Source organism: Streptomyces sp. NPDC026394 (assembly GCF_055567735.1).
On the sequence record NZ_JBVHPX010000032.1, the window covers coordinates 57911 to 79176 of the forward strand.

20 protein-coding genes are annotated in these 21266 nt (G+C 73.3%); 15 read left to right on the top strand and 5 right to left on the bottom strand.

What is annotated here, in order from left to right:
• The first annotated feature begins 2 nt into the window (after nucleotides 1-2).
• From ACZ4QV_RS38900 to ACZ4QV_RS38910, 3 genes are read left to right on the top strand one after another with little or no spacing between them, the layout of a single operon-like run.
• Complete coding sequence (locus ACZ4QV_RS38900) at nucleotides 3-2555, top strand: ATP-binding protein (RefSeq protein WP_467764168.1); 2553 nt, start codon at nucleotides 3-5, stop codon at nucleotides 2553-2555.
• Nucleotides 2552-5005: a hypothetical protein gene (locus ACZ4QV_RS38905; protein WP_467764169.1), complete on the top strand. Its 2454-nt coding sequence runs from the start codon at nucleotides 2552-2554 to the stop codon at nucleotides 5003-5005. Before ACZ4QV_RS38900 ends, ACZ4QV_RS38905 begins: the two co-directional genes overlap by 4 nt.
• Nucleotides 5002-5973 carry a C40 family peptidase gene (locus ACZ4QV_RS38910; RefSeq protein WP_467764170.1) on the top strand — a complete coding sequence of 324 codons (972 nt, stop codon included), beginning with the start codon at nucleotides 5002-5004 and terminating at the stop codon, nucleotides 5971-5973. Before ACZ4QV_RS38905 ends, ACZ4QV_RS38910 begins: the two co-directional genes overlap by 4 nt.
• Nucleotides 5974-6115: 142 nt before the next feature.
• Here ACZ4QV_RS38910 and ACZ4QV_RS38915 read toward each other — a convergent pair whose 3' ends face one another.
• Nucleotides 6116-6676 (bottom strand): hypothetical protein, encoded by a 561-nt coding sequence (locus ACZ4QV_RS38915; protein ID WP_361157637.1) that lies wholly within the window; start codon nucleotides 6674-6676, stop codon nucleotides 6116-6118.
• A 616-nt stretch (nucleotides 6677-7292) separates the two neighbouring features.
• Between ACZ4QV_RS38915 and ACZ4QV_RS38920 the strand changes: the two genes are divergently transcribed.
• The 12 genes from ACZ4QV_RS38920 (at nucleotide 7293) to ACZ4QV_RS38975 (ending at nucleotide 18762) form a co-directional block, all read left to right on the top strand.
• Nucleotides 7293-7886 (top strand): hypothetical protein, encoded by a 594-nt coding sequence (locus ACZ4QV_RS38920; RefSeq protein WP_467764171.1) that lies wholly within the window; start codon nucleotides 7293-7295, stop codon nucleotides 7884-7886.
• A complete protein-coding gene (locus tag ACZ4QV_RS38925; protein ID WP_467764172.1) occupies nucleotides 7880-8785 on the top strand; it encodes an ATP/GTP-binding protein in 906 nt (301 codons plus the stop codon). Before ACZ4QV_RS38920 ends, ACZ4QV_RS38925 begins: the two co-directional genes overlap by 7 nt.
• Nucleotides 8786-8875: 90 nt before the next feature.
• Nucleotides 8876-9505: an SAF domain-containing protein gene (locus ACZ4QV_RS38930; RefSeq protein ID WP_467764173.1), complete on the top strand. Its 630-nt coding sequence runs from the start codon at nucleotides 8876-8878 to the stop codon at nucleotides 9503-9505.
• A complete protein-coding gene (locus ACZ4QV_RS38935) occupies nucleotides 9505-10374 on the top strand; it encodes a MinD/ParA family ATP-binding protein (protein WP_467764174.1) in 870 nt (289 codons plus the stop codon). The genes ACZ4QV_RS38930 and ACZ4QV_RS38935 overlap by 1 nt, the downstream gene beginning before the upstream one ends.
• Nucleotides 10367-11956 (top strand): CpaF family protein, encoded by a 1590-nt coding sequence (locus ACZ4QV_RS38940; RefSeq protein ID WP_467764175.1) that lies wholly within the window; start codon nucleotides 10367-10369, stop codon nucleotides 11954-11956. Before ACZ4QV_RS38935 ends, ACZ4QV_RS38940 begins: the two co-directional genes overlap by 8 nt.
• Nucleotides 11953-12876: a type II secretion system F family protein gene (locus tag ACZ4QV_RS38945; protein WP_467764176.1), complete on the top strand. Its 924-nt coding sequence runs from the start codon at nucleotides 11953-11955 to the stop codon at nucleotides 12874-12876. The genes ACZ4QV_RS38940 and ACZ4QV_RS38945 overlap by 4 nt, the downstream gene beginning before the upstream one ends.
• On the top strand, nucleotides 12873-13772 hold the full coding sequence (locus ACZ4QV_RS38950; RefSeq protein WP_467764177.1) for a type II secretion system F family protein: 900 nt from the start codon (nucleotides 12873-12875) through the stop codon (nucleotides 13770-13772). The genes ACZ4QV_RS38945 and ACZ4QV_RS38950 overlap by 4 nt, the downstream gene beginning before the upstream one ends.
• Nucleotides 13773-13787: 15 nt before the next feature.
• Nucleotides 13788-13976 carry a hypothetical protein gene (locus ACZ4QV_RS38955; RefSeq protein ID WP_361157616.1) on the top strand — a complete coding sequence of 63 codons (189 nt, stop codon included), beginning with the start codon at nucleotides 13788-13790 and terminating at the stop codon, nucleotides 13974-13976.
• 37 nt (nucleotides 13977-14013) lie between these two features.
• A complete protein-coding gene (locus ACZ4QV_RS38960; protein WP_361157614.1) occupies nucleotides 14014-14427 on the top strand; it encodes a TadE family protein in 414 nt (137 codons plus the stop codon).
• Complete coding sequence (locus tag ACZ4QV_RS38965) at nucleotides 14424-14897, top strand: TadE/TadG family type IV pilus assembly protein (protein ID WP_467764178.1); 474 nt, start codon at nucleotides 14424-14426, stop codon at nucleotides 14895-14897. Before ACZ4QV_RS38960 ends, ACZ4QV_RS38965 begins: the two co-directional genes overlap by 4 nt.
• The gene (locus ACZ4QV_RS38970; protein ID WP_467764179.1) at nucleotides 14894-15355 is read left to right on the top strand and encodes a TadE/TadG family type IV pilus assembly protein; all 462 of its coding nucleotides are present in this window, start codon (nucleotides 14894-14896) and stop codon (nucleotides 15353-15355) included. Before ACZ4QV_RS38965 ends, ACZ4QV_RS38970 begins: the two co-directional genes overlap by 4 nt.
• Before the next feature lie 2 nt (nucleotides 15356-15357).
• The gene (locus ACZ4QV_RS38975) at nucleotides 15358-18762 is read left to right on the top strand and encodes a LysM peptidoglycan-binding domain-containing protein (protein WP_467764180.1); all 3405 of its coding nucleotides are present in this window, start codon (nucleotides 15358-15360) and stop codon (nucleotides 18760-18762) included.
• Nucleotides 18763-18839: 77 nt separating this feature from the next.
• On the opposite strand, the gene ACZ4QV_RS38980 is transcribed toward ACZ4QV_RS38975, so the two are convergent.
• The 4 genes from ACZ4QV_RS38980 to ACZ4QV_RS38995 all read right to left on the bottom strand — a co-directional run bounded on the left by ACZ4QV_RS38980 (nucleotide 18840) and on the right by ACZ4QV_RS38995 (nucleotide 21087).
• Nucleotides 18840-19085, bottom strand: coding sequence for a hypothetical protein (locus ACZ4QV_RS38980; protein ID WP_467764181.1), 246 nt, complete (start codon nucleotides 19083-19085; stop codon nucleotides 18840-18842).
• A gap of 88 nt (nucleotides 19086-19173) precedes the next feature.
• Nucleotides 19174-19368 carry a hypothetical protein gene (locus ACZ4QV_RS38985; RefSeq protein WP_467764182.1) on the bottom strand — a complete coding sequence of 65 codons (195 nt, stop codon included), beginning with the start codon at nucleotides 19366-19368 and terminating at the stop codon, nucleotides 19174-19176.
• On the bottom strand, nucleotides 19355-19813 hold the full coding sequence (locus ACZ4QV_RS38990; protein WP_467764183.1) for an ATP-binding protein: 459 nt from the start codon (nucleotides 19811-19813) through the stop codon (nucleotides 19355-19357). Before ACZ4QV_RS38990 ends, ACZ4QV_RS38985 begins: the two co-directional genes overlap by 14 nt.
• 104 nt (nucleotides 19814-19917) lie before the next feature.
• A complete protein-coding gene (locus ACZ4QV_RS38995; protein WP_467764184.1) occupies nucleotides 19918-21087 on the bottom strand; it encodes a helix-turn-helix domain-containing protein in 1170 nt (389 codons plus the stop codon).
• Nucleotides 21088-21266 lie beyond the last annotated feature (179 nt).

Consider the following 21266-nt stretch of genomic DNA (forward strand, 5'->3'; position numbering starts at 1 on the left):
TCATGCGCATCCCCGCCCGGCATGTGGCCGGCAATGTCATCTGGACCCACCACGGCACCTGCTGGGCCCTGTGGCGGGTGGCCGGCAGCGGCCACCCGCAGTCCTCCCTCGCCCTCAAGCAGCGCCGGCTGCGCACCCTGGAGGCTCTGGTCAAGCAGCTCGGCGGCGAGTCGATGCTGCTGTCGCTGTGCCCCCAGATCGACCCGGCCGCGGTCGTACGCAAGATGACCGACGGCATCGACCTGGAGGCGTGCCCGCGCTACACCGAGCTGGCCCTGCGGGTGCTGGACCAGCTGGAGACCATGGAGCTGACCGGCCGCACCGACTGGCTGGCCGTGCCGCTGCCGGCCGGCGGCGCGCGCCAGGCCGCCACTGCGGCCTTCGCGGCGGCGCGCGCCGAGCTGGCCCTGCAGCTGGGGCTGCTGCCCGCCCCGCTGAGCGCGGCCGAGGAGGCCCGGCGCCTGGCCCAGGCCCGTGAGCTGGCCGCGGCCTGGCCCGCGGAGGTGGACGTGCGGCCCGTCAGCGAAGCGGAAATCCTGTGGATCTACGGGCACAGTGCCCGGCGCGGCGTGCTGGAGCCGCTGCTGCCCGAGCCGGGCGATCAGCCCGTCCGCGGTCGCGGACGCGGCACGGTGGCGCTGGCCCAGGTGCTCCTGGCCGAGGGGGGCCTGCCCGCCCCCGATGCGGACCCCGCCCCCGATGCGGACCCGGTGCGGCAGACCGGCAAGAGCCCGCTGGCGCGCCGCTGGCTGCAGGCGAGCACCGAATGGGGACAGAGCTACCAGGCGTTCATGATGCTGGCGGAGATGCCGGAACGCTTCGTCTTTCCCGGCTCCGACTACCTGGCCGCGCTGGACGAGGCGGCCTTCCCCGTCGACTGGACGGTGCGGCTGAAGGTCACCCCCGGCAGCGTCGCCGAGCGCAAGGCCCGCCGGCAGGCCCGCGAAGTGGCCGGCCAGCCGGAGGAGTACGCCGCGGAGAGCGCCGGCGTGCCCGCCCACGTCGAGCGGGCCGCCGAGGACCTGCACGACTTGCGCACCGCGCTGACCAGTTCGCACAGCGAGGTCGAGGTCCAGGCCATGGTGGTGCTGTGCGTGTGGGGCGCCACCCCCGGCGAGGCGGAGGCCCGTGTGGCGGACCTCAGGACGTACTTCGCCGGCAACGAGTACACCCTGACCCGGCCGGTGGGGGAGCAGGAGCGGCTGTTCTACGGCATGCTGCCCGGCGCCCGCACCCCGAAGGTCATGGCCGCCTACGCCCAGGTGCTGCTGGCCCGCGACTTCGCGATGGCCGGGCCCTTCGGCGCCTCGGAGCTGGGCGACGGCAGCGGGCCGCTGTACGGGCTGCAGCTGTCCGGCGGCGGCACCCGCCCGGTGCTGACCGACTGGTCGCTGGGCCCGCGCAAGAAGGCCTCGGCCTCCGCCGCTTTCATCGGCGAGCTCGGCGGCGGCAAGTCCCTGGCCATGAAGGCGGCCGTCTACGGCATCCTCGCCGCCGGCCGCCGCCTGCAGCGCCCCGGCAGCCGCGGCCGGGCCGCCATCGTCGACCGCACCCCCGACCAGGAATGGGTGCGCTTCGCCACCGCCTGCCCCGGCACCACCCAGGTCATCACCCTGGATGAGAAGGCGCAGGTCTCCCTCGACCCGCTGCGCATCATCACCGACCGCACCGAGGCCCAGCGGCGCACCGAGTCGTTTTTGACGCTGCTGCTGGGCATCGCCCCGATGGACGAGATGGGCGTGGTCCTGTCGGAGGCCATCGAGACGGTGCTGGCCGCACCGCAGCCGTCGATGGCGCAGCTGGTGGCCGGCCTGGCCGAGCGCGGCCGGCGGGATGCGGCCGCCCAGGCCCTGGCCCGGCGGCTGACGGCGGTCGCGCGCAAGGACTTGGCCCGTACCGTCTTCGACCCCGCGCTGCCGGTGGCCGATGTCACACGGGCCGACACCATCGTCTTCGCCGTCGCCAACCTCGCGCTGCCCAAGGGACACGAGCTGAGCGCGGACCGGCTGGCGAAGCTGGAGTTCGAGAAGACCTTCGGCCGGGCGGCGCTGTACTTGATCGCTGCGGTGTGCCGCAAGGTCTGCTTCGACGTGCGGGAGGAGTTCGCCGTCGCGGTGTGGGACGAGTGCTGGTGGCTGACCTCTTCCCCGGAAGGCATGGCCCTGCTGCTGGAACTCGTGCGTGACGGGCGCAAGCACAACGCCGGCGTCCTGGTCGGCTCCCACGACGCCGAGGACATCGGCCCGCGTACCAGTGAGCTGGGGCAGGTCATCCGCGGGCTGTTCCCCCGCAAGTTCCTCTTCCGCCAGACCGACGTCACGCTTGCCAAGCGCGCACTGGTCTTCCTCGACCTCGACCCCGAGGATGCCGACCTCATCGAGACGGTCACCAACAACCTGTCTCCGCTCAACCTGCCCGACGAGGAAAAGGCCCAGCGGGCGGGGGAGTGCCTGCACCGGGACCTGTACGGGCGCATCGCCGGCATGCAGGTCGTCATCCCCGCCGATCCGCAGGCGGCCGCCGCCATCCACTCCGACCCGGTCTCGGCCGCATGACGCGGCTGCGCCGGGCCGGGCGCACGGCGAGAGGCGGGCCGGGGGGCCTGTGGCGGCTGGCGCTGGTGGTGTGTGTCGCCGCTGTCCTGACCGCGGGCGGGTCGGCTCCTGCGGCCGCGGCTCCCGTCCCCCCGCCGCCCGCGGCCAGCACGCAGCCGCCTTCCCCGCCCGCCGGCACAGCCGAACCGGGCACGGCCGGCGGGCAGGCTTGGGCGGACACCGCGCAGGGCAAGGCAGCCGCGCAGAAGGCACTGCAGGAACGAAAGAAGCTGTGGGCGCAGAAGGACGGGCTGCGCAAGGCCATGGAGCGCCTGGGAATCGGCCATGACGACCTGCTCGACTCCTTCCACATCACCGACGAACACGGCATCCCCGTCTCCACGTTCTCGGTGGACGCCGACAGCGGCGCGTGGTCGGACTGGGACCTGAAGGTCGAAGCGTGGCTGACCAACGTGCTGTTCATGGCCGTCAAGTGGCTGGTGGCGTTCGCCTGCTGGCTGCTGACCTGGGCACTGGGCTTCAAACTGGCGCAGCTCCTGCTCAAGCCCGCGCTCGCGGTCTCCGACTCGCTCTACACCAGCGTCCTGGTGCAAACCGGCATGCCCGCCCTGTTCCTGACGTTTTCCGGCATCACCGCGGCCTGGCACTTCTTCTTCGGGCAGCGCTCCCGCGGCTGGGGTGAACTGGCGGCCTCCCTGGTGATCTCGGCGCTGGCCGCCACCAGCCTGGCCTCACCGCCCCAGAGCCTGCTCGGCGCGGACGGCGCCGTCGGCAAGGCCCGCGACCTGGGGGTGGCGGCCGCGGCCATCGTCATGGGCGGCCAGGATCCGGCCGGCACCGCGGCCGGGGACACCTTGCAGTCCATCACCACGCCGCTCACCGACAAGCTCGTCGACGCCTTCGTCGTCCAGCCCTCCCAACTGCTGACCTACGGACAGAGCTTCACCGGCACCTGCGCCGCGCGCTACACGACCTCCCGCATCGACAAGGCCTTCATCAACCAGAAGGTCGCCGAGCAGTCCCAGGCCATGAAGGACCTGCCCAGCGGCGGTGACGTCCTGCTGCCCGGCATCGGCGGGAAGATCGAAGACTTCGTCCGGGACAAGGCCGGCCAGTGGGCTCTGGACACCTTCGGCCCCCAGCCGGACGAGAAGTTCGAAAAGGACTGCGTCACCGGCGATGCCAAGGAGGCCAAGAAGGCCTCCGCGGACAAGCTGGCCGGCGCCGCCTTCATGCTCCTGGCCGCCCTGCTGGTCTGCGCACTGGTCATCGCGCTGGCCGGCGGCTACCTCGCCGCCCAGGTCTGGCTCGCCTACGAGGCGATGCTGCTGCGCGCCGCGCTGGTCGCCGGCACCCTGCCCGGGCCCGGCCGGGCGTGGCTGTGGTCCCGCGCCACCGCCATCGCCCGCGGCCTGGCCCTGCTGGTCGTCCTCGTCGTCGCGCTCGGCGTCTTCGTGGTGGCCGTCACCGCCGTCGTCACCGCCAAGACCACCGACATGCCCGGCGGCATCATGGTCCGCTTCGTCCTGGTGGACATCCTGTGCCTGGGCGCCCTCGTCTTCCGCAAGCGCCTGACCCGCGCCTCCCACCAGGCGGCCGCCCGCGTCAAGGCACGATTGGGCGCCTCCAAGCTCGGCGGCGCGGCCCCGCCCCGCTCCGGCACCGGGGGAGGGATCCGGAGCCACGGTGCCCTGCGCCGGGCCGGCACCGCCGCCCTGATGCTCGGTGCGATGGCCGCCACCGGCGGCACCGCCGGCGCGATGGGCGCAGGTCTCGGCCGCTCCGGCACAGCCCGCGCCCTGACCGGTCGCCTGGCCCAGGGCGCTGGCCGCCTGGCCCGCGGCACCGAACGGACCGTCCGCGCCGGCGGGGCCGCCGGTCTGCGGCTGGGCCGCCTGGGCTTCCGGTCGACCGTCGGCCTGCCGGTCTACGGGCCGCGCGCCGCGCGCCGCACCGTGGCCGCGGCCCAGGCCGTTCCCGGCCAGGTCACCGACGCCGCCGCGCAGCTCAAGGGCCGCCTGGAGCAGGCGTACCGCACCTACGAGGGCCCGGTGCGCGACTTCTTCGACGAATTCGAGCGCGGCACCGGCGTCCGCTGGCTCAGCAACCGCCACCGAGCCCGCACCGGACGTCCGCCGATCCCACCGCGTACCCCCAGCCGGCTGCAGAACCTCTTCACCACCCCCACGCCTGCTGCCGCACCGCCGGCCCGTCGTACGGCGCGGCCGACCCCGCCCCCGGCCCCAACGCCGCGCCCCAGCCGACGGGCACAGCACCTCCCGCAGCGCCCCGCGACGCCACCGGCCTCCAGCCGGCAGGCGAGCCTGCAGCAGCGACTGCACCGCATCCGCACGCGCACCCGCGCGGCCAGCCAGCCGGCGACACCACCCGCCCCGCCGCGCCGACAGCCTCCGCCGCCGCGCTCCCCGCGGCCCAGGAGGCGACCGTGAAGGCCGCGCGGCGTACGGCTGTGGCCACCGGCCTCGGCCTGGTCCCGGCCGCGCTGCTCGCCGTGCTGGTGCTGTTCATCGCCGCGGTGGCCAACGGCGCCGCCGGACAGCAGGAGGCAACCGGCACGCCCGGCACCGCGCAAAGCGGCCAAGTCGGCGATATCCCCCCGCAGATGCTGGCTCTCTACCAGCGGGCGGCGCCGACCTGCCCCGGTCTCGACTGGTCGGTGCTCGCCGCGATCGGCAAGGTCGAGACCGACCACGGACGCCACCCCACCATGCGCAGCTCGGCCGGTGCCGTCGGGCCGATGCAGTTCCTGCCCTCCACCTTCCAGCAGTACGCCCGCCCCGTACCGCCCGGCGGGAAGAACCCGCCCACCCCGTGGGATCCCACCGACGCGGTCTACGCCGCGGCCCGGATGCTGTGCGCCAACGGCGCCAAGGCCCGCACCAGCGACGGCCTGTACCGGGCCGTCTACTCCTACAACCACGCCGACTGGTATGTGCGAAAAGTCCTGGCCCAGGCCAAGGCTTACGCCGCGATGCCCTCCAGGGGTCCGGGCGCCGGGGCGAGCGGGGCGGACGGCGGCTCCAGCCCGATCGTGCGCGCCGCGATGACCCAGCTCGGAGTGCCCTACGTCTGGGGCGGCGGCGGCATCCACGGACCCTCCGGCGGCGGCCTCGACTGCTCGGGCCTGACCTCCTACGCCGTCTACCAGGGCACCGGCGGACGCGTCACCCTGCCGCGCACCTCCCAGCAACAGCGCTTCGCCGGTGTCGCCGTGCCCCGCGACCAGATGCGCCCCGGCGACCTGATCATTTTCGACAAGGACGGCTGGGGCCACGTCGGCATCTACACCGGCGGATACAAGATGATCAACGCGCCAAGGCCAGGGAAAAGCGTGGAGTACGCGTCCCTGGCCGGGTATTGGGAGGGCTACGCGTGGTCCGTGCGACGCATCGGATGAGAAGCTGCGGGACCTGTCCAAGACATCGTCGTCTCGGCAACCCAATACCGAGGCGACGCACCCCGAGAACCGACACGGGGCAAGCGTCGCACCGGCCATCGACCCGCTCCCCGGTACCGTGAATCTTGCCGGCGAGCCCCGGTCATTCTCGGGTAACCCCGTACCCATTGCGCTGAAGCGCGGCTGTCCATTGCGCACGGTCGAGCCACTTGAGAACGTCCGGCTGCATCTGCAGGAGAGCCTTCATGCGGGCATCCCAGTCGTGACCGGACGTGCTGCGGCGGCCCTCGCACCCCGAGCAGCCGTCCTCGCCGTGCAGATGACCGGCCATCCAGGCGTTCACGCACGCGTTGAGAACGGCGGCGTACAAGTCTCCGCCCGTGCTGGCCAGGTTGTCGGGGAAACTGCCGAGAATCAGGGCCAGCTCCGGGTTCTCCAGCGGCGGCATAGGTGCCTTGCCCACACCGTCCTCGGCGCTGCTCGTTTCGAAGTCCCGCGCACTTTGGGCCAGGCCGTCGGCGAGGCGGCCCGCGTCGAAGTACCTCCAGGCGGAGCGCTCTTGAATGCCCAGGTGGGAAGCCACCATCCGGATCTTCTGCTCGATGGTGTCCTCCACCGTGGCCGGCGCGATCGTCACACCCCTGCGGGCCAGCTCGGCAAGGGTCTGCCCGACTGCCTCTTTGAACGCCTTGGATCGCCTCACGCCCGCAGCGTAGTGCCGACGGCTGGTCACCAGACCCTGCATTCAAGAATAAAACCGAAGCAAAGCCTCCTGGTTGATGTCTGGAACGGCCCCGTACCGCGACTTGGTCCGGATGAAGGGCCTTCCCCGCACCGACCAGGAGGTCACCGTGCATGACACCGCACGTCCCGGAGCGCCGCCCGGGGCGCCTCCGGTCACCCGCCGGGGCGCTGGGCATCCGGCCTGGCCCCGTACGCGGCGGTCGTCTGCCCGGTGTCGTGGGACGGACCTCTTCGGGGTGCTGCGGCGCCCTCCTGCTTCCGCGCCACCGCGGCCGGCCACTTCTCACGCGACATCAGGGACCGGCACCGCGACCGCCGCGAAGATCACCCGTCCCCTCCCCGGCCATGCCGACTTGCCGAAAAAGGGTCCTTCTTTCCCGCCACGTGCAATTGTGATGGTTTCGCTCCCGTCCCGTGGTGCTGAACAGGCGAAACACCCTGGGCGATTGGAGCATCCTTGCGTAACGTACGGGAATGGGCCGGTCACTGGTGCGGGTGAGGCATCGGCGGGGTCCTCGCCGCTGGCTGGTAACTGCCAGGTGACAGCACCGTTGATCAGCGCACGGGGAGGCGCAGTGACAATCTCGGCACGAACAGCTCCAGCCGCACACCGCCGCGCGCGGCCGGCCGCGGTGGCCGCGGTGGCCTGCGCCTTGGCGGCCGTCTCCGCCTGCAGCAGCGGCGGGGCGACCAGCCCGGCTCCCAAGCCCGCCGCCTCCACGCAGCCTCCGACGAAGCCGGCCGACCCGGCGGAGACCGCGAAGCAGCAGGCCATCTCCACCTACCGGTCGTACTGGAAGGCGATGGAGCGGGTCTACGCCACCGCCAAGCTCGACGGCACCGACATCACGAAGTACGCCGCCAGCGCGGCGCTGAGCCGGCCGCGCAACGACATCCAGAACATGCAGAGGGACGGCAGCAGCTTCTCCGGGAACGTCACCGTCAACAACCCGACGGTCACCCGCGCGGACCTCGACCGGAAGACCCCCAACGTTTCCATCTCCAGTTGTTTGGACGTCTCGGGGTGGAAGGTCCTCGACAAGGACAAGAAGCCGGTCGTGCTGCCGTCGAAGCGGTTGACGAAGTACGTCTCCTTGGCCGTCGTCGAGCGCTGGCCGGAGGGGTGGAGGGTGATCCGGGACGAGCCGCAGGCAGGTCAGCCATGCTGATGCGCCGGCTCGGCCTGGCCGTCTGCGGCGTGCTGACGGTTCTGGCGCTGCCCGGCCCCGCCCGCGCCGACGGCCCCACCGGCAGCGCCGGCGGCTGCAAGAACGTCTTCGTGTGCGTGGAAGCCGACGCGCCAGGCAGCCCCGGCGGCGCCTCGTCCGGCACGCCCGCCCAGGACAGCAAGGGCGGCGGCAAGAGCGGCAACGGGGGCAAGAGCGGGGGCAGCGCCAGCCGCTGGAGCTGCACCTACAAGCTCGCCGATCCGCCGCCGCCGGCGGACAGTTTGGACTGGGCCGGGCACAAGCCCGGTGACGGCGCGGTCTACGAGCAGCGGTGCATCTTCGACGGCAACGATGCCTTCGGGGTCAACCGGATGGTGTGGGCGGCTGACCCGCCGGAGGGCGGCGGCGCTCCGGCCGTCGACCCGGCGGTGCTGGCGCAGCAGGCCGTCGACAAGATGTTGCTGCGCGGCGCGCAGATCGGCATCACGCCGAAGCCGGGCGGCAAGGGCGTGGTGGGGATGCCGGTCTACCTGTGGACCGCCACGGGGCCGGAGACGTACGGGCCGAACACCGCCAGTGCCTCCGCCGGCGGGATCACGGTGACGGCGACCGCGAAGGTCAGCAAGATCGTGTGGCAGATGGGGGACGGCAACACCGTCACCTGCACCACTCCGGGCACCCCGTACCGGCCGGAGTTCGGCAAGCGGCCCTCCCCGGACTGCGGGCACCGCTACCGCGTTTCGTCGGTGACCACGCCCTCCGGGCGCTTCCATGTGACCGCGACATCGACGTGGGCCATCGACTGGCAGGTCACCGGCGGCGGCCAGTCCGGTCAGCTCACCGAGGTCCGCGACAGCGCCGTGGACATCACCGTCGCCGAGGTCCAGGTCCTCAACTAGCTCTTCGTTCAGCACGTCGAGAGGCACACCCGTATGGAAACCCCTGCCGCTCCGCCGGTGCCACGCCTGGCCCCGGCTGCCCGTTCCGAGGTGCCCATCACCACCGCCGCCCCGGTCAAGCGGGAGCGGCGCTGGTCGGTCGCGGCGCTGTGCACCGTCCTGGCTGTGGTGGCCGGTCTGGGGGCGGCCGCGGCCGTCAGTTCCGCCAGCGACCGCACGAAGGTCCTCGCCGTGGCCCGGGACGTCCCGGCCGGCCAGGCCCTGACCGGCAGCGATCTGACGGTGGCGGAGGTCTCCGCCGACGCCGCCCTGGCCCCGGTGCCCGCCTCCGACAAGGCGTCCCTGGTCGGACGGCGGCCGGCGGTCGACCTGCGCAAGGGCGGGCTTTTGACCGCCTCCCAGCTGGCTGCGGGCACCGGTCTGGGCGACGACCGCCAGCAGGTCGGCGTCCAGGTCAAGCGCGGCCAGGCGCCGGCCGGCACCCTCGCCCCGGGCGACAAGGTCCTCGCGGTCACCACCCCCGCCCAGGGGGAGCAGACCGGCGGCAAGGCGGAGGCCCCGCCCACCACGCTCAGCGCGACGGTGGTCTCCCTCTCGCGTCCGGACGCCACCGGCACCGTCGTGGTGAACCTGGCGGTGGCCACCACCGACGGGCCGCTGCTGGCTACCCGCGCCGCCCAGGGCCGTATCGCCCTGGTGCGCGAACCGCGGAGCCGCTGATGCCGGTCACCGCCCTCGTCTCCGCGAAGTCCTGCGGTGTCACCACCACCGCGCTGGCGCTGACCCTGGCCTCCCGGCAGCTGAGCCTGCTGGCCGAGTGCGACCCGGCCGGCGGCACCATCCGCGCGGGCCTGCTGCAGGGCGAAGCCGGCGCCGGCTACGGCCTGTACCACCTGGCTGCCGCCGACCGCACCGGCCCCGAAGCCCTCGCGCAGGCCTTCGCCAGCCACCTGTGGCCGCTGGATCCCGGCGGGCACCGCAAGCTGCTGCCCGGCCTGACCGACCCCGCCCAGGCCGGCGCGCTGGGGCGGACCTGGCCGGCCCTGGCGGAAGTTCTGCACGTGCTGGCCGAGGAGGCCGGGTACGACGTGGTCGTCGACGCCGGCCGCCTGGCCCTGGAAGCCGGCCGGCCGCACCCGACGCTGACCCCGGCCGCCCTGCTGCACCAGGCGGACCTGGTCCTGCTCGTGGTGCGCGGCACCGAGCAGTCCCTGGCCCTGGCCCGGCACGTGATCGACCCGCTGCGCGCCGACCTGGCCGAGCACGAGCGCTCACCCGAGGCTCTGGGGCTGCTGCTCATCGAGGACGGCCCCTACCGCGCCCATCAGGTGGCCGACTCGCTGAAGACGCCGGTCGTGGCGGCCCTGCCGTACGACCGGGCCACCGCCGGCTACCTGTCCGGCGGCGGCCGCCCGGTACGCGGGCTGGGCCGCAGCCCGCTGCTGCGGCACGCCCGCACCGCCACCGAGCAGCTGCGGGCCGCCGCCAGCCGCCAGCAGCTCCAGCGGCACTACCCCACGCGGCCCGCCCACGCCCAGCTCGCCGGCGTACTGCAGCGCCTGAACGAACAGGGAGGCGGCCATGGCTGACACCCAGCCCCGCCCCGGCCCCCACGCACATCCCCGCGCCAACGGGCAGCCTCCGGCCGGGCCGGCGGACCGCGACTTCATCGCTGGCCTGCTCACCGGGCGGATCGGTCAGCGCCCGGCGGCGGCGCCGCCGCCCGCGCCGCCCGCCCCGGCCGGTGATGACGCCCGGCCGCCTGCGGCAGCGCACACCGCCGCGGACGTGCCGCGCCTGGCCGGGCTGCCCGGTGCCCTGCCGGTCGGCTGGGAGGTGATCGAGGAGCTGCAGGCCCTGGTCTCGCAGCGGCTCAGCGCCGCCGACCCGGACAAGCTGCTCGAAGAGGCCGACCGGCGGGCCCTGGCCACCTCCCTGGTGCGCAACGCGGTGGCCGACTGGGCCGCCAAGTACGCCCAGGGCAACACGGCGCTCAGCGCCGAGCAGGAGGCGGCCATCGGCACGGCCGTCTTCGACTCCATGTACCGCGGCGGACGCCTGCAGGCCCTGCTGGACCAGGACGGCGTGGAAGACGTGATGGTCGACGGGCTGCGCGCCCACGTCGAATTCCACGACCGGCCCCGCCAGACGATCGAGCGGGTCGCCGACAGCCACGAAGAACTGATCGCGTGGGTGAACCGGATGGCGCGCCTGTCCGGCCACGGCGAGCGCGCGCTGACCCAGTCCAGCCCCATGATCGGCTTCCGGATGCCCGACGGCTCCCGGGTCACCGCCTCCCTGCTGACCACCCGGCCGTCCGTGGTCATCCGACGCCACCGCATCCGCCAGCACGGCATGGCCGAACTGGTGGCCTGGGGCACCCTCAACCCCATGCTGGAGCGGTTCTTGACCGCCTGCGTGCACGCCAAGCGCAACATCCTGGTCGTCGGCTCCATGGGCGCGGGCAAGACCTCGCTGCTGCGGGCGCTGGGCCGCGAAATCCCCGCGGGCGAGCGGCTGGCAACCCTGGAGACCGACCGCGAGCTCTACCTGGACGAGCCCGGCCCCAAGCCCGGCCCGGTCACCTTCGCCTTCGAGGCCCGCGAGTCCAACGGCGAGGTCCGCGCAGGCGAGCGGGCCGGCGAGGTCACCCTCAGCGACCTGTTCCCCACCACACTGCGCTACAACGTCAGCAGGGTCATCGTCGGCGAGGTCCGCTCGGTGGAGATCCTGCCGATGCTGCGCACGATGACCGCCGCCGGCTCCGGCAGCATGTGCACCCTGCACGTCCGCCAGCCGAACGCCATCATCAGCCGCCTGGTGCAGCTGTGCACCGAGGCCGGGCTGCAGACCGACGCCGCCCACCACCTGATCGCCTCCGCCATCGACGTCGTGGTCTACCTGACCTACCTGGACGAGACCGCCCTGGGCGGCAAGAAGCACCGCTTCGTCTCCCACATCCACGAAGTCCACGACGTGGTGGGGGAGGGCGGCCGGCCCGTGATCACCGAGCTGTTCGTCCCCCAGGGCGGCGAGCAGCGCGCGGTGTTCAAGAACATGCCGTCCTTCGTCGACGACCTGGAGCGCACCGGCCTGCTGCGCCGCGCCTACTTCACCGACCGGCCCTTCGGCGCCTGGCAGGCTCCGCTGCAGACGGCGGGGCGCCCGTGAACACCTCCCAGCTCGCCCTGGCCGCGGCCTGCTGCGCCGTCCTGGCCGTCGTCGCGGCCGCCGCGGCCGTACGCGAGGCGCGCGGCCGCATCCCTGACCCGGCCAGGCCAACGTCCCGCCTGAGCGGCCACCTGGAGCGCGCCCGCACCGAGCTGCCGGCCAAGTGGCAGCAGCGCTGGCGCCAGCTGCTGACCACCGCCGGCCTGGCGGCGCTGGCGGTGTGGGCCTGGACCGGCTGGCCCGTCCACGGCCTGCTCGCCGGCGCCGCCGTCCTCGCGCTGCCCTACGTCCTCAACCCCGACGCCGGCGCCCGCCAGCGCATCGACCGCCTCGAAGCCCTCGGACAGTGGCTCAACCACCTCGCCGGGGTCCACCAGGCCGGCATCTCCCTGCCCCAGACCATCCGCGCCTCCGCCAAGGCCGCCCCCGCCCCCATCGCACCGCAGGTACGCGACCTGGCCGACCGGCTGGGCTCCGGCATGGAGGCCCAGACGGCCTTCGCCCACTTCGCCGACGCCCTCGCCGACGGCACCTCCGACCACGTGGTGCTGCTCTTTCAGTCCCACGCCGTCTACAAGGGCCCCGGCCTGGCCGATGCGCTGGAGGCGCTGGCCACCACCCTCCACCAGCAGGCCGCCGACGCCCGCGACATCGAAGCCGACCGCGCCAAGGTCCGCAAAAGCGCCCGCATGGTCAGCATCATCATCTGCCTGGTGGTCATCGGCTGCATGCTCAACGACGCCTGGTCCGCCTGGTACAAGACCCCGCCCGGCCAGCTGGTCCTGGCCGGCCTCGGCGCGGCCTTCGCCTGGACACTGACCTGGCTGCGCCGGATCGCCCGCACCACGCCTGACCCCCGGCTGATCGACCCGCTGCCGGCCCGTGCCCAGCCCACCGCACCACCGGGAGGACCGCGATGATCCCCATGGAAGCGGTGCTGCCCGCGGCCGCCGCCGGCGCCCTGATCGGCCTGGCCGTCCGCGCCGCCCTGCCGGCCCGCCGCGACCTGACCGCCGTACTGGACCGCCTGGACGCCTCCAAGGCCGCGGCCGGGCCGCTCCTGCCGGCCGCCGCCCCCGCCTCCTCCGGCGCCGTGCACGAACGCCTCGGCGCCCGGCTGCTGGGCGAACTCGGCGGCCGCCTGCCGCTGCCGGCCAAGGACCTCAACCTGCTGGGCATCAGCCCCGCCGCGCACCTCGGCAAACGCCTGCTGTTCGCCGTGTACGGGCTGGTGCTGCCGCAGCTGCTGCAGGCCCTGCTGGCCCTGGCCGGCGCCGCGCTGCCCTTCGCCCTGCCGGCGCTGGTCTCCCTCGCGCTGGCCGCCCTGTTCTGGCTGTGGCCCCGCAAGGAGGTCGCCCGGCAGGCGGCCGCCGTACGCCGCATCGTGCGGCACGCCGTGGCCTCCTACCTCGAACGCGTCGCCCTGGCCCGCATCGCCAACTCCGGCGCCGCCCAGGCCCTGACCCAGACCGCCGAGGTCGGTGACACGTTCACCTTCGTGCGCATGCGGCAGATCTTCCACCAGGCCGACCTGGCCGGCGTCACCGTCTGGGACGCCCTCAAACAGCTCGGCGACGAACTCGACATCCCCGAACTGACCCGCCCCGCCGACACCCTGGCCCTGGCCGGTGAGGGCGCCGCCGTCTACACCACCTTGCAGGCCCAGGCCCGGCAACTGCGGATCGCCCTGCTGTCGGACGCCAAGGCCGAGGCCAACGCCGCCAGCGCCGCGATGGTCCTGCCGGTGACGGCCGGCGTCATCCTCATGCTCGTCTTCGTGATGATCCCCATCACCATCACCATCCTCGCCAGCTGACCGAAGGAACCCGCCATGGACATCAAGGTGCTGACCGTATGGATCCGCAGCCGCTACGAACTCCTCAAGCAAAACCGGGACGACGGGCAGAGCTCCACCGAAATGGCCGTGATCGTCGGCGCGCTGCTGGTCGCCGCGGGCCTGCTCGTCGTGGCGATCAAAACCAAGCTCATGGAGAAGATCGGCATCATCAACGGCGGCTGAGCGCCCGCCCCGGCAGAAAGAGAAAGGTACGAACACGGTGAGGACATCACGCCTGCGGCGCGCCCTGAGACGCCGCAGGCTGCGCGGCGACCGCGGGTCGGGCAGCGTGGAGTTCGCGGTCCTGGCCACCGTCGTCCTCGCGCTGATCCTCACCGCCCTCCAGGCCGGCCTGTACTTCCACGCCCGCAAGGTCGCCCAGTCCGCCGCCCGCCAGGGCGTCGAAGCCGGCCGGCGCTTCGGCTCCGGCAGCGAGGACGCCGTCGCCCAGGCGCAGGCCTTCCTCACCCGCTACGGCGGCAGCGTCCGTACGCCGAGCGTCTCCGCGGCCGGCAGCACCGACCAGCAGATCCGCATCACCGTGCGCGGCAGCGTCGCCACCCTGGTCCCCGGCCTGTCCCTGGACGTCGTCCAGCACGCCGACGCCCCCGTCGAACGCTGGACCACCCCATGAGCGCACCCCGCCCCCTCGGCCCCCGCCTGCGCCGCATCCTGGCGGCCCTGCGCCAGGACCGCGGCTCCTACTCCCTGGAGACCGCCGTCCTCGCACCGGTGGTCATCGCCCTGCTCCTGCTGATGGTCGCCTTCGGACGGATCACCGACGCCGACGGCGCCGTGGACAGCGCCGCCCGCGCCGCCGCCCGCGCGGCCTCCCTGGAACGTGACGCCGGCAGTGCCCAGAGCGCGGCCCAGGCCGCGGCCGAACGCAGCCTCAGCGGCGAGGGCATCACCTGCCAGGCCACCAGCGTGAGCATCGACACGTCCGGCTACCAGTCGGACGTCGGCGTGGACGCCGACGTCACCGCGGCCATCGCCTGCACCGCCCGCCTCTCCGACATCGGACTGCCGGGCCTGCCCGGCGCCAAGACCCTCACCGCGTCGTGGACCAGCCCCCTCGACACCTACCGGGGAAGAAGCCAGTGAAGAGCGCCGCGCACCGATTCCTTCTGCGGCGGCGTGCCGCGCTCACCGGCCACCGCGACCGGGGCTCCATGTCGGTGTTCTTCGCCCTGGCCACCGTGGCGATCTTGATGGTGATGGGACTGCTCGTCGACGGCGGCGGCGCCCTGAACGCCGCCAACCGGGCCACCTCCCTGGCCCAGGAAGCCGCGCGCACCGCCGGCCAGCAGCTCGACCCGGCCCAGGCCGTCCAGGGCACGGCCATCACCATCGACCCGGACGCTGCGGCCGGCGCCGCCCGCGACTACCTGGCCGCCCAGGGCGTCCAGGGCAGCGCCGCGGTCACCGACGGCGGCAAGAACCTCACCGTCACCGTGACCGACACCTACCACACCTACTTCGCCCAGTTCGTCGGCAAGAGCACCATCACCGTGACCGGCACCGCGACCGCGCACCTGCAGACCCAAGCCGCTGGAGGCTGAGCATGGCCCACCGCATCCCCGCACCCCTGCGCGCCCTGCTGGCCGTGCTGCGGGCCCTGCTCGGCCTGATCATCCTGGCCGCCCTGGTCGGCGGCGTGCCGTACGTGCTGCTGGCACTCGGACACCAGCCCACGGACCTGGCCGACGGGATCGACCTGCTGGCCCAGGACGACGGCTCACTGTTCCTGACCGTGCTCACCTGCATCGGCTGGACCGGCTGGGCCGCCTTCACCTTCTCGGTCCTGCTCGAAGTCGCAGCCCTGCTACGGCGCCGCTCAGCGCCCCGCATCAAGGGCCTGGGCAGCCTGCAGTCCCTGGCCTCCTTCCTCATCGGCGGCATCGTGCTGCTCGCCCCCACCGCCGCGTCCGCGGCCACCCCCGCACCCGTCGCCGCGGCCGCCGCCACCCACACCGCAGGACACGACCCGGCGACACCGGCCGCGGCGCCCGCCGTCTCCCGCACCGCCGGCCCCACGCACACCGTGACCTCGGCCACCGAGCTGCCCTGGGACCTGGCGCAGACCTACCTCGGCGACGGCACACGGTGGAAGGACCTCGCCGCCCTCAACCCCAACATCGCGCAACTGGCCTCCGGGGACCAGTACCTGCCCAAAGGCACCGTTCTCCAGCTGCCCGCCGATGCCCGCCCCCCGGCCCCCGCCGCACCCTCCCGGCCCCAGACTGCAGCCGCCGCTGCGCCCCCCACCACGGCGCAGCAGCCGGACAGCGTCACGGTCCGCGAGGGCGACACCCTCTGGTCGATCGCCGACGACCAAGGCGACCCGCAGCAGTGGAAGGCGATCTATGACACCAACAAGGGCCAGCCGCTGCCCGGCGGCGGCACCTTCGACGACCCCGACCTCATCTACCCCGGCCAGGTCCTGGACCTGCCGCACACCGCCCCGCCCGGCGAACCGCACGGCAAGCCAGGCACACCGGAAACGGCCCGCCCGAAACCGCCCTCCGCCCACCACGACCAGCAGACCCCGGCACCGCCGACGGCCGCGCCGTCCCCGAAGGCCGAAGCCAGCACGCCGGCCGCCCCCTCCCGTACGCCAGCGCCTGCCCCCAGCACCCCCGACGGCCGGTCCGCCCCACCGCAGGCCGCACCCGACGACCAGAGCCACGACACCGCGCTCGCACCGGCCGCCGTGTGGGCCGGCGCCGGCGCCCTGGCAGCCGCCCTCATCGGCACCCTGGCCACCCGCCGCCTGCTGCAACAGCGCCGCCGCCGGCCCGGCCGGCGCATCCCGATGCCCGCCGGCCGCGCGGCCGCCACCGAACAGGGCCTGCGCGCCGCCCAGCACCCCACCGGCCTCGACCTGCTCGGCACCGCACTGCGCTCCCTGGCCCTGCACCTGAGCGCCGCGCACCGCGACCTGCCCGCCCTCCAGGCGGTGGTGCTGCACGAGACCAAGGTCGAACTCCACCTCGCCGAGGACACCCCGCCCGCCAAACCGTTCACCGCAGCCCCCGGCCGGCAGGACCTGTGGGTGTGCCCGGCCTCCAGCCCAGACCTGGCCGACAGCGAGCAACTGGCCGCCGCCGACGCCCCCTACCCGGCGCTGGCCTCCCTCGGCTGGGACGACGACGGCCACCTGGTCCTGATCGACCTGGAACACGCGGGCATCGTGCACCTGGCCGGCGACGCCACCTGCGCCCGCCAGGTACTGCAGGCCATCGCCGTCGAACTCGCCAGCACCCCCCTCTCGGACCACCTGGAAATCACCGCCCTGTCCGACACCGTCCCCGGTCTGGAACACGCCGTACCCGAACGCGTCGCCCGCAGCCGCGCCCTCCCCGCTGCCACCGCCGAACTGATCGCGCACACCGCCGACCAGCGCCGCACCCTGGCCGCCGTCGGCGCCGACAGCCTGCGCGCCGCCCGCCTCACCGACGACGCCGCCGGCGCCTGGACCCCGCACATCCTGCTCGCGGCCGACCTCCCGGACGGCCCCGACCGCACCGCGCTCATCGAGGCCCTCACCGAAGAGCCCCGCACGGCAGGCGCCGTCATCACCGCCGAGACCACCAGCGACCTGCCGGACACCGCTTGGACCCTCGACTGCCAGGGCCCGGAGCACCCCGTCACACTGCCCGGCTCCCACCTGACCATCCGCCTGCAAGGCCTGAGCGACGACCACTTCACCGACGCCGTCGACCTGCTCACCCTCGCCGCCAGCCACACCGACGTCCCGGCCCCCGCCGACACCACCGGCCCCTACGACCTGGACGACGAGTGGGAGGGTATGGACGAATTCGACGATGCCGTCGACGCGTACGCAGGCAACGTCACCCCGGGCCCCCACCCCCACGAGCATGCCGACGTGCCCGCCGCGGCCGCACCGCCAAGTGCCGCAGGCAGCGCCGAGAACAATCCTCACGAGGACGCCTCGTCTCACGCCCCCACCGCCGGCCTCCCACCCGCCATCCAGCTCACCGACCGGGCACACACCACCGGCGTGGCACCGACAGGCGAGGCCCCCCTGCCCACCACCCCGGACAGCGGCACGCCCGGTGCGACCAGCCCCTGCGCCACGCCGGCCCCGCCGGCCGTACACGTCACCATCCCCAGCCCGGCCACCAGCACGATCAGCGAACCGGCGGCGGAGGTACGCCCCGCCGAAGCGGCCACCGACACCGCCACCGGGCCCGCCGTCCTGCTGCTCGGCCCCGTCACCATCGACGGCGCAGGCGGCCGCATCGACTCCAGCCGCCGCAACGCCGGCACCGAACTGACCGCTTTCCTCGCGCTGAACCCCGGAGCCGACCACCACGCCATCGACGACGCCCTGTGGCCCGGCCGTCTGGTCGGCAAGCAGATGCGCAACGCCGTCATCTCCCGCACCCGCTCCTGGCTGGGCAAGGACACCGTCGGCCAGGCCCACCTGCCGCGCGTGCAGGACACCGGCGACAGCCGCTACCGCCTCGGCCCCCACGTCACCTGCGACTGGACCCAGTTCCAGGAACTGGCCCGCACCGGCCTCACCCGCCACGACGAAGACGGCGACCTCGCCCTGCGCCGCGCACTCGCGCTGGTCCGTGGCCGGCCGTTCAGCGGCATCGACCCCCAGCGCTACGCCTGGGCCGAACCCGCCATCCAGGAGATGGTCTCCGCGATCGTGGACGTCGCCTACGAGCTGGCCACCCGCTGCCGCGAGAACGACGACGTCGCCGGAGCCCTGTGGGCAGCGCGCCGCGGCCTGCTCGCAGCCGAGGAGAGCGAACTGCTGCACCGGCAGCTCTTTCTCGCCCATCATGCCGTCGGCGACATCGACGCCCTACGCGAAGCCGCCGCCCGCCTCGCCCGCATCAACGAACAGCTTCTCGGCGGAGCCGACCTCGAGGTCGAAACCGCCGAACTGCTGCGCAACCTGCTCCCGCGCCCCGCGTCCCGCAACCGCTGATCTAGGATCTGCGACTTCGTTGACGGTGAAGGCAGTTCGTTGACAACCAAGGCCCTCCGCCGTATGGCGCTGCTCGGTCAGCGGCGGGGGCGCCAGCGGGTGAAGAGACGCTCGCTGTCTCCTACGCCGACGCTGAAGGGCAGGGTGATGCGGTCGAGGGAAACGGCTTCGCCGGGGGCGTGGATGGTGTAGCCGCACCGGGTGTAGAAGGCGCCCAGGTGGGCGCGGGTGCCGGGGGTCCTGGCCGTGGACAGGCGGCGCAGCGCCGTGCGGACGACGTCGGCGCCGGCTGCCGCGCAGCGGGTGGTGTTCGGGTCACTCATGGTCTTGCTCTCCTCGGTCACGGGTGGGTGTACGTAGGGTGACCCCGGACGGCTCGGGGGGACCGTCCGGGGCCGCCATGCGGCCTTCCTACAGGTCGCCTGCTTCGATCCGCTGGATTCGGGTCCGCGTCACCCGCAGCCGCCCCGCGTCGTCTGCCGGCCACTCCTCACGGCCGGGTGCGCGCAGCCACACGGTGCCCGCTCGAATGTCCGTCACGATCGCGCGCGTACGGCCCTCCAGGACCTCATCGCCCACCGCGGGCCGCTGCTCAGGCTCGGTCATGGGGTCCGCCTACCGTCAGCTCAGCCCAGACCGCCTTGCCCCACGGCCGTACCGCAGGGCCCATCCGGTCGTACCCCCACCGGTCGGCGAGCCGGTCGACCAGGACTAGCCCGCGGCCGTCGGCGTCCGCCGGGCCCCCAGCACGCACCACAGGTACACGGCGGGGGTCTCGGTCGACGACGGCCAGGCGCAGCCGACTGTCGGACGGGCGGGAGACGACGATGCGGATCGACGCGCCCCGTGTGGCGTGCCGGACCGCATTCGACACGAGTTCGGACAGCAGCAGAACCGCCGTGTCCGTCTCGGTGTCCATGCCCCATGCGGCGAGCGCCACACGCGCCAGGTGCCGGGCGTCCGCTGCCGCTTCCGGGGCGCGGACCTTGATCAGGGTGTATCCGGGGTGTCCCGTTCTGCGGGGCCGTGCTGCGGACATCATGCTGGTCATCGCCAGACCTCGTGTCGGTGGTGGGGAGGACCGACCGTAGGTCTGGGTGACGGCAGCAAGGGGTAGGACTCCTACCCCCTTGCGGAGGGGTAGCAGCCCTACCCCTATGCTGCGACGCCCAGTTGACGCGCAAGGCCGCGCGCTTCATCCCGGATGTTCGCGCTGCCGGTCTCGGGGCTGATCTCGTAGGCGCGCTTGAGCAGGTGGACGACTGAGATCGTCTCTCCTTGCAGACTGTGGGCCCGCGCTGTCTCGATGGTGTGGAACGAACGGCGGGTGGTCGACGGCATGGAGGCAAGGTCGATGTGCGTTGCGGCGTCCACCGCCGCTCCGGCCCGTACGAGATCGGTGTTCATCGTGACCGCGTAGGCGTTGACCATGCCGTGTCCGAAGATCAGCCACGGATGCGTGTAGCTGTGGCCGAGGCGCGCGGCGGCGGCGGCGCTGGTGTCCCAGTGCCGTTCCGCGTCGCCCTTCCGTCCGACCTTTGCGTGCGACAGAGCCGCGGCCAGGTGCAGCAGCCCGGACAAGGCCACGTCGTCGGGCCCGCGGTCCTGGTCCAAGAGCCGGGTGGCCTGCATCGCGATGTCAACGCGCGCTTCGGCCCGTTCGCCGGCATCCCGGAACAGGTGGTTGAGGTACCACACGGCGGCGGCGACTGCGCGCGGGCTGTCGGCTTCCTGCGCCGCCTTCATCGCCCGGTCGCTCGTCAGCATCAGCAGGTCCGGGGCGGGCTGGAAGGACAGGTACAACTGGGCCAGGTGGTAGACCTGCGCCATCAGCACCATGGCGCGCCGCCGTTCGGTCCCCTCATGCGTCCGTGCGGCGTGCTGGAGATCGGCCAGCAGGGACGGCAGCAGATCGGCGACCCGTGAGCGGTGCTCTCCCGCTCCGTGCCATGCCTGCCATGCGCAGGTCACCCGGTCGGCGAGCGCGGACGCGGAGGACGGCTCCTCGTCGCGTACCGCCACGTCGTAGTCCGTCAGTGCGGCCCTGACCCGCGCGAGAGACGAATGGGCACCCATCGTGTACGTGGCGACCGACAGGCGCTCATCCCCCGTGAGGGAGGCCAGATCATCCACCCCGAGGGTCTCTGCCAGCCGCAGGAGGAGCGGGAGACGCGGCATCGCCACCTTGTCGTTCTCCACCGCCTTGACCCATTCCGTACTGCGCCCCACCAGACCGGCAACGACCGGTCGCGTCAGCCCCCGCCGCTCGCGTGCGTGCCGAACCCGCTGACCGAACGTACGCGGGCGGTCGCCAATCTCCGCCATAGCGGCCTCCGTTCTGAGTCCTACCCAGGACGGTACCCGCGCCGCGCCGAGCCCGTGGACAAGCGGCCAGCACCGGAGGAGGCCGCTAGGGCCTGTTGCGAAAGTGGCGGTAGTTGCTGCTGTGAGTGCTGCGGCTGGCTGCTACCTTCCGGAGCCATGACCGACAGCGTGTATGTGGG

Bases quoted from the DNA above. Each gene is read 5' to 3' on its own strand.
- ACZ4QV_RS38900 (WP_467764168.1), top strand. From the start codon at position 3: ATGCGCATCCCCGCCCGGCATGTGGCCGGCAATGTCATCTGGACCCAC.
- ACZ4QV_RS38905 (WP_467764169.1), top strand. From the start codon at position 2,552: ATGACGCGGCTGCGCCGGGCCGGGCGCACGGCGAGAGGCGGGCCGGGG.
- ACZ4QV_RS38925 (WP_467764172.1), top strand. From the start codon at position 7,880: ATGCTGATGCGCCGGCTCGGCCTGGCCGTCTGCGGCGTGCTGACGGTT.
- ACZ4QV_RS38935 (WP_467764174.1), top strand. From the start codon at position 9,505: ATGCCGGTCACCGCCCTCGTCTCCGCGAAGTCCTGCGGTGTCACCACC.
- ACZ4QV_RS38940 (WP_467764175.1), top strand. From the start codon at position 10,367: ATGGCTGACACCCAGCCCCGCCCCGGCCCCCACGCACATCCCCGCGCC.
- ACZ4QV_RS38950 (WP_467764177.1), top strand. From the start codon at position 12,873: ATGATCCCCATGGAAGCGGTGCTGCCCGCGGCCGCCGCCGGCGCCCTG.
- ACZ4QV_RS38955 (WP_361157616.1), top strand. From the start codon at position 13,788: ATGGACATCAAGGTGCTGACCGTATGGATCCGCAGCCGCTACGAACTC.
- ACZ4QV_RS38965 (WP_467764178.1), top strand. From the start codon at position 14,424: ATGAGCGCACCCCGCCCCCTCGGCCCCCGCCTGCGCCGCATCCTGGCG.
- ACZ4QV_RS38975 (WP_467764180.1), top strand. From the start codon at position 15,358: ATGGCCCACCGCATCCCCGCACCCCTGCGCGCCCTGCTGGCCGTGCTG.
- ACZ4QV_RS38980 (WP_467764181.1), bottom strand. From the start codon at position 19,085: ATGAGTGACCCGAACACCACCCGCTGCGCGGCAGCCGGCGCCGACGTC.
- ACZ4QV_RS38985 (WP_467764182.1), bottom strand. From the start codon at position 19,368: ATGACCGAGCCTGAGCAGCGGCCCGCGGTGGGCGATGAGGTCCTGGAG.
- ACZ4QV_RS38990 (WP_467764183.1), bottom strand. From the start codon at position 19,813: ATGACCAGCATGATGTCCGCAGCACGGCCCCGCAGAACGGGACACCCC.
- ACZ4QV_RS38995 (WP_467764184.1), bottom strand. From the start codon at position 21,087: ATGGCGGAGATTGGCGACCGCCCGCGTACGTTCGGTCAGCGGGTTCGG.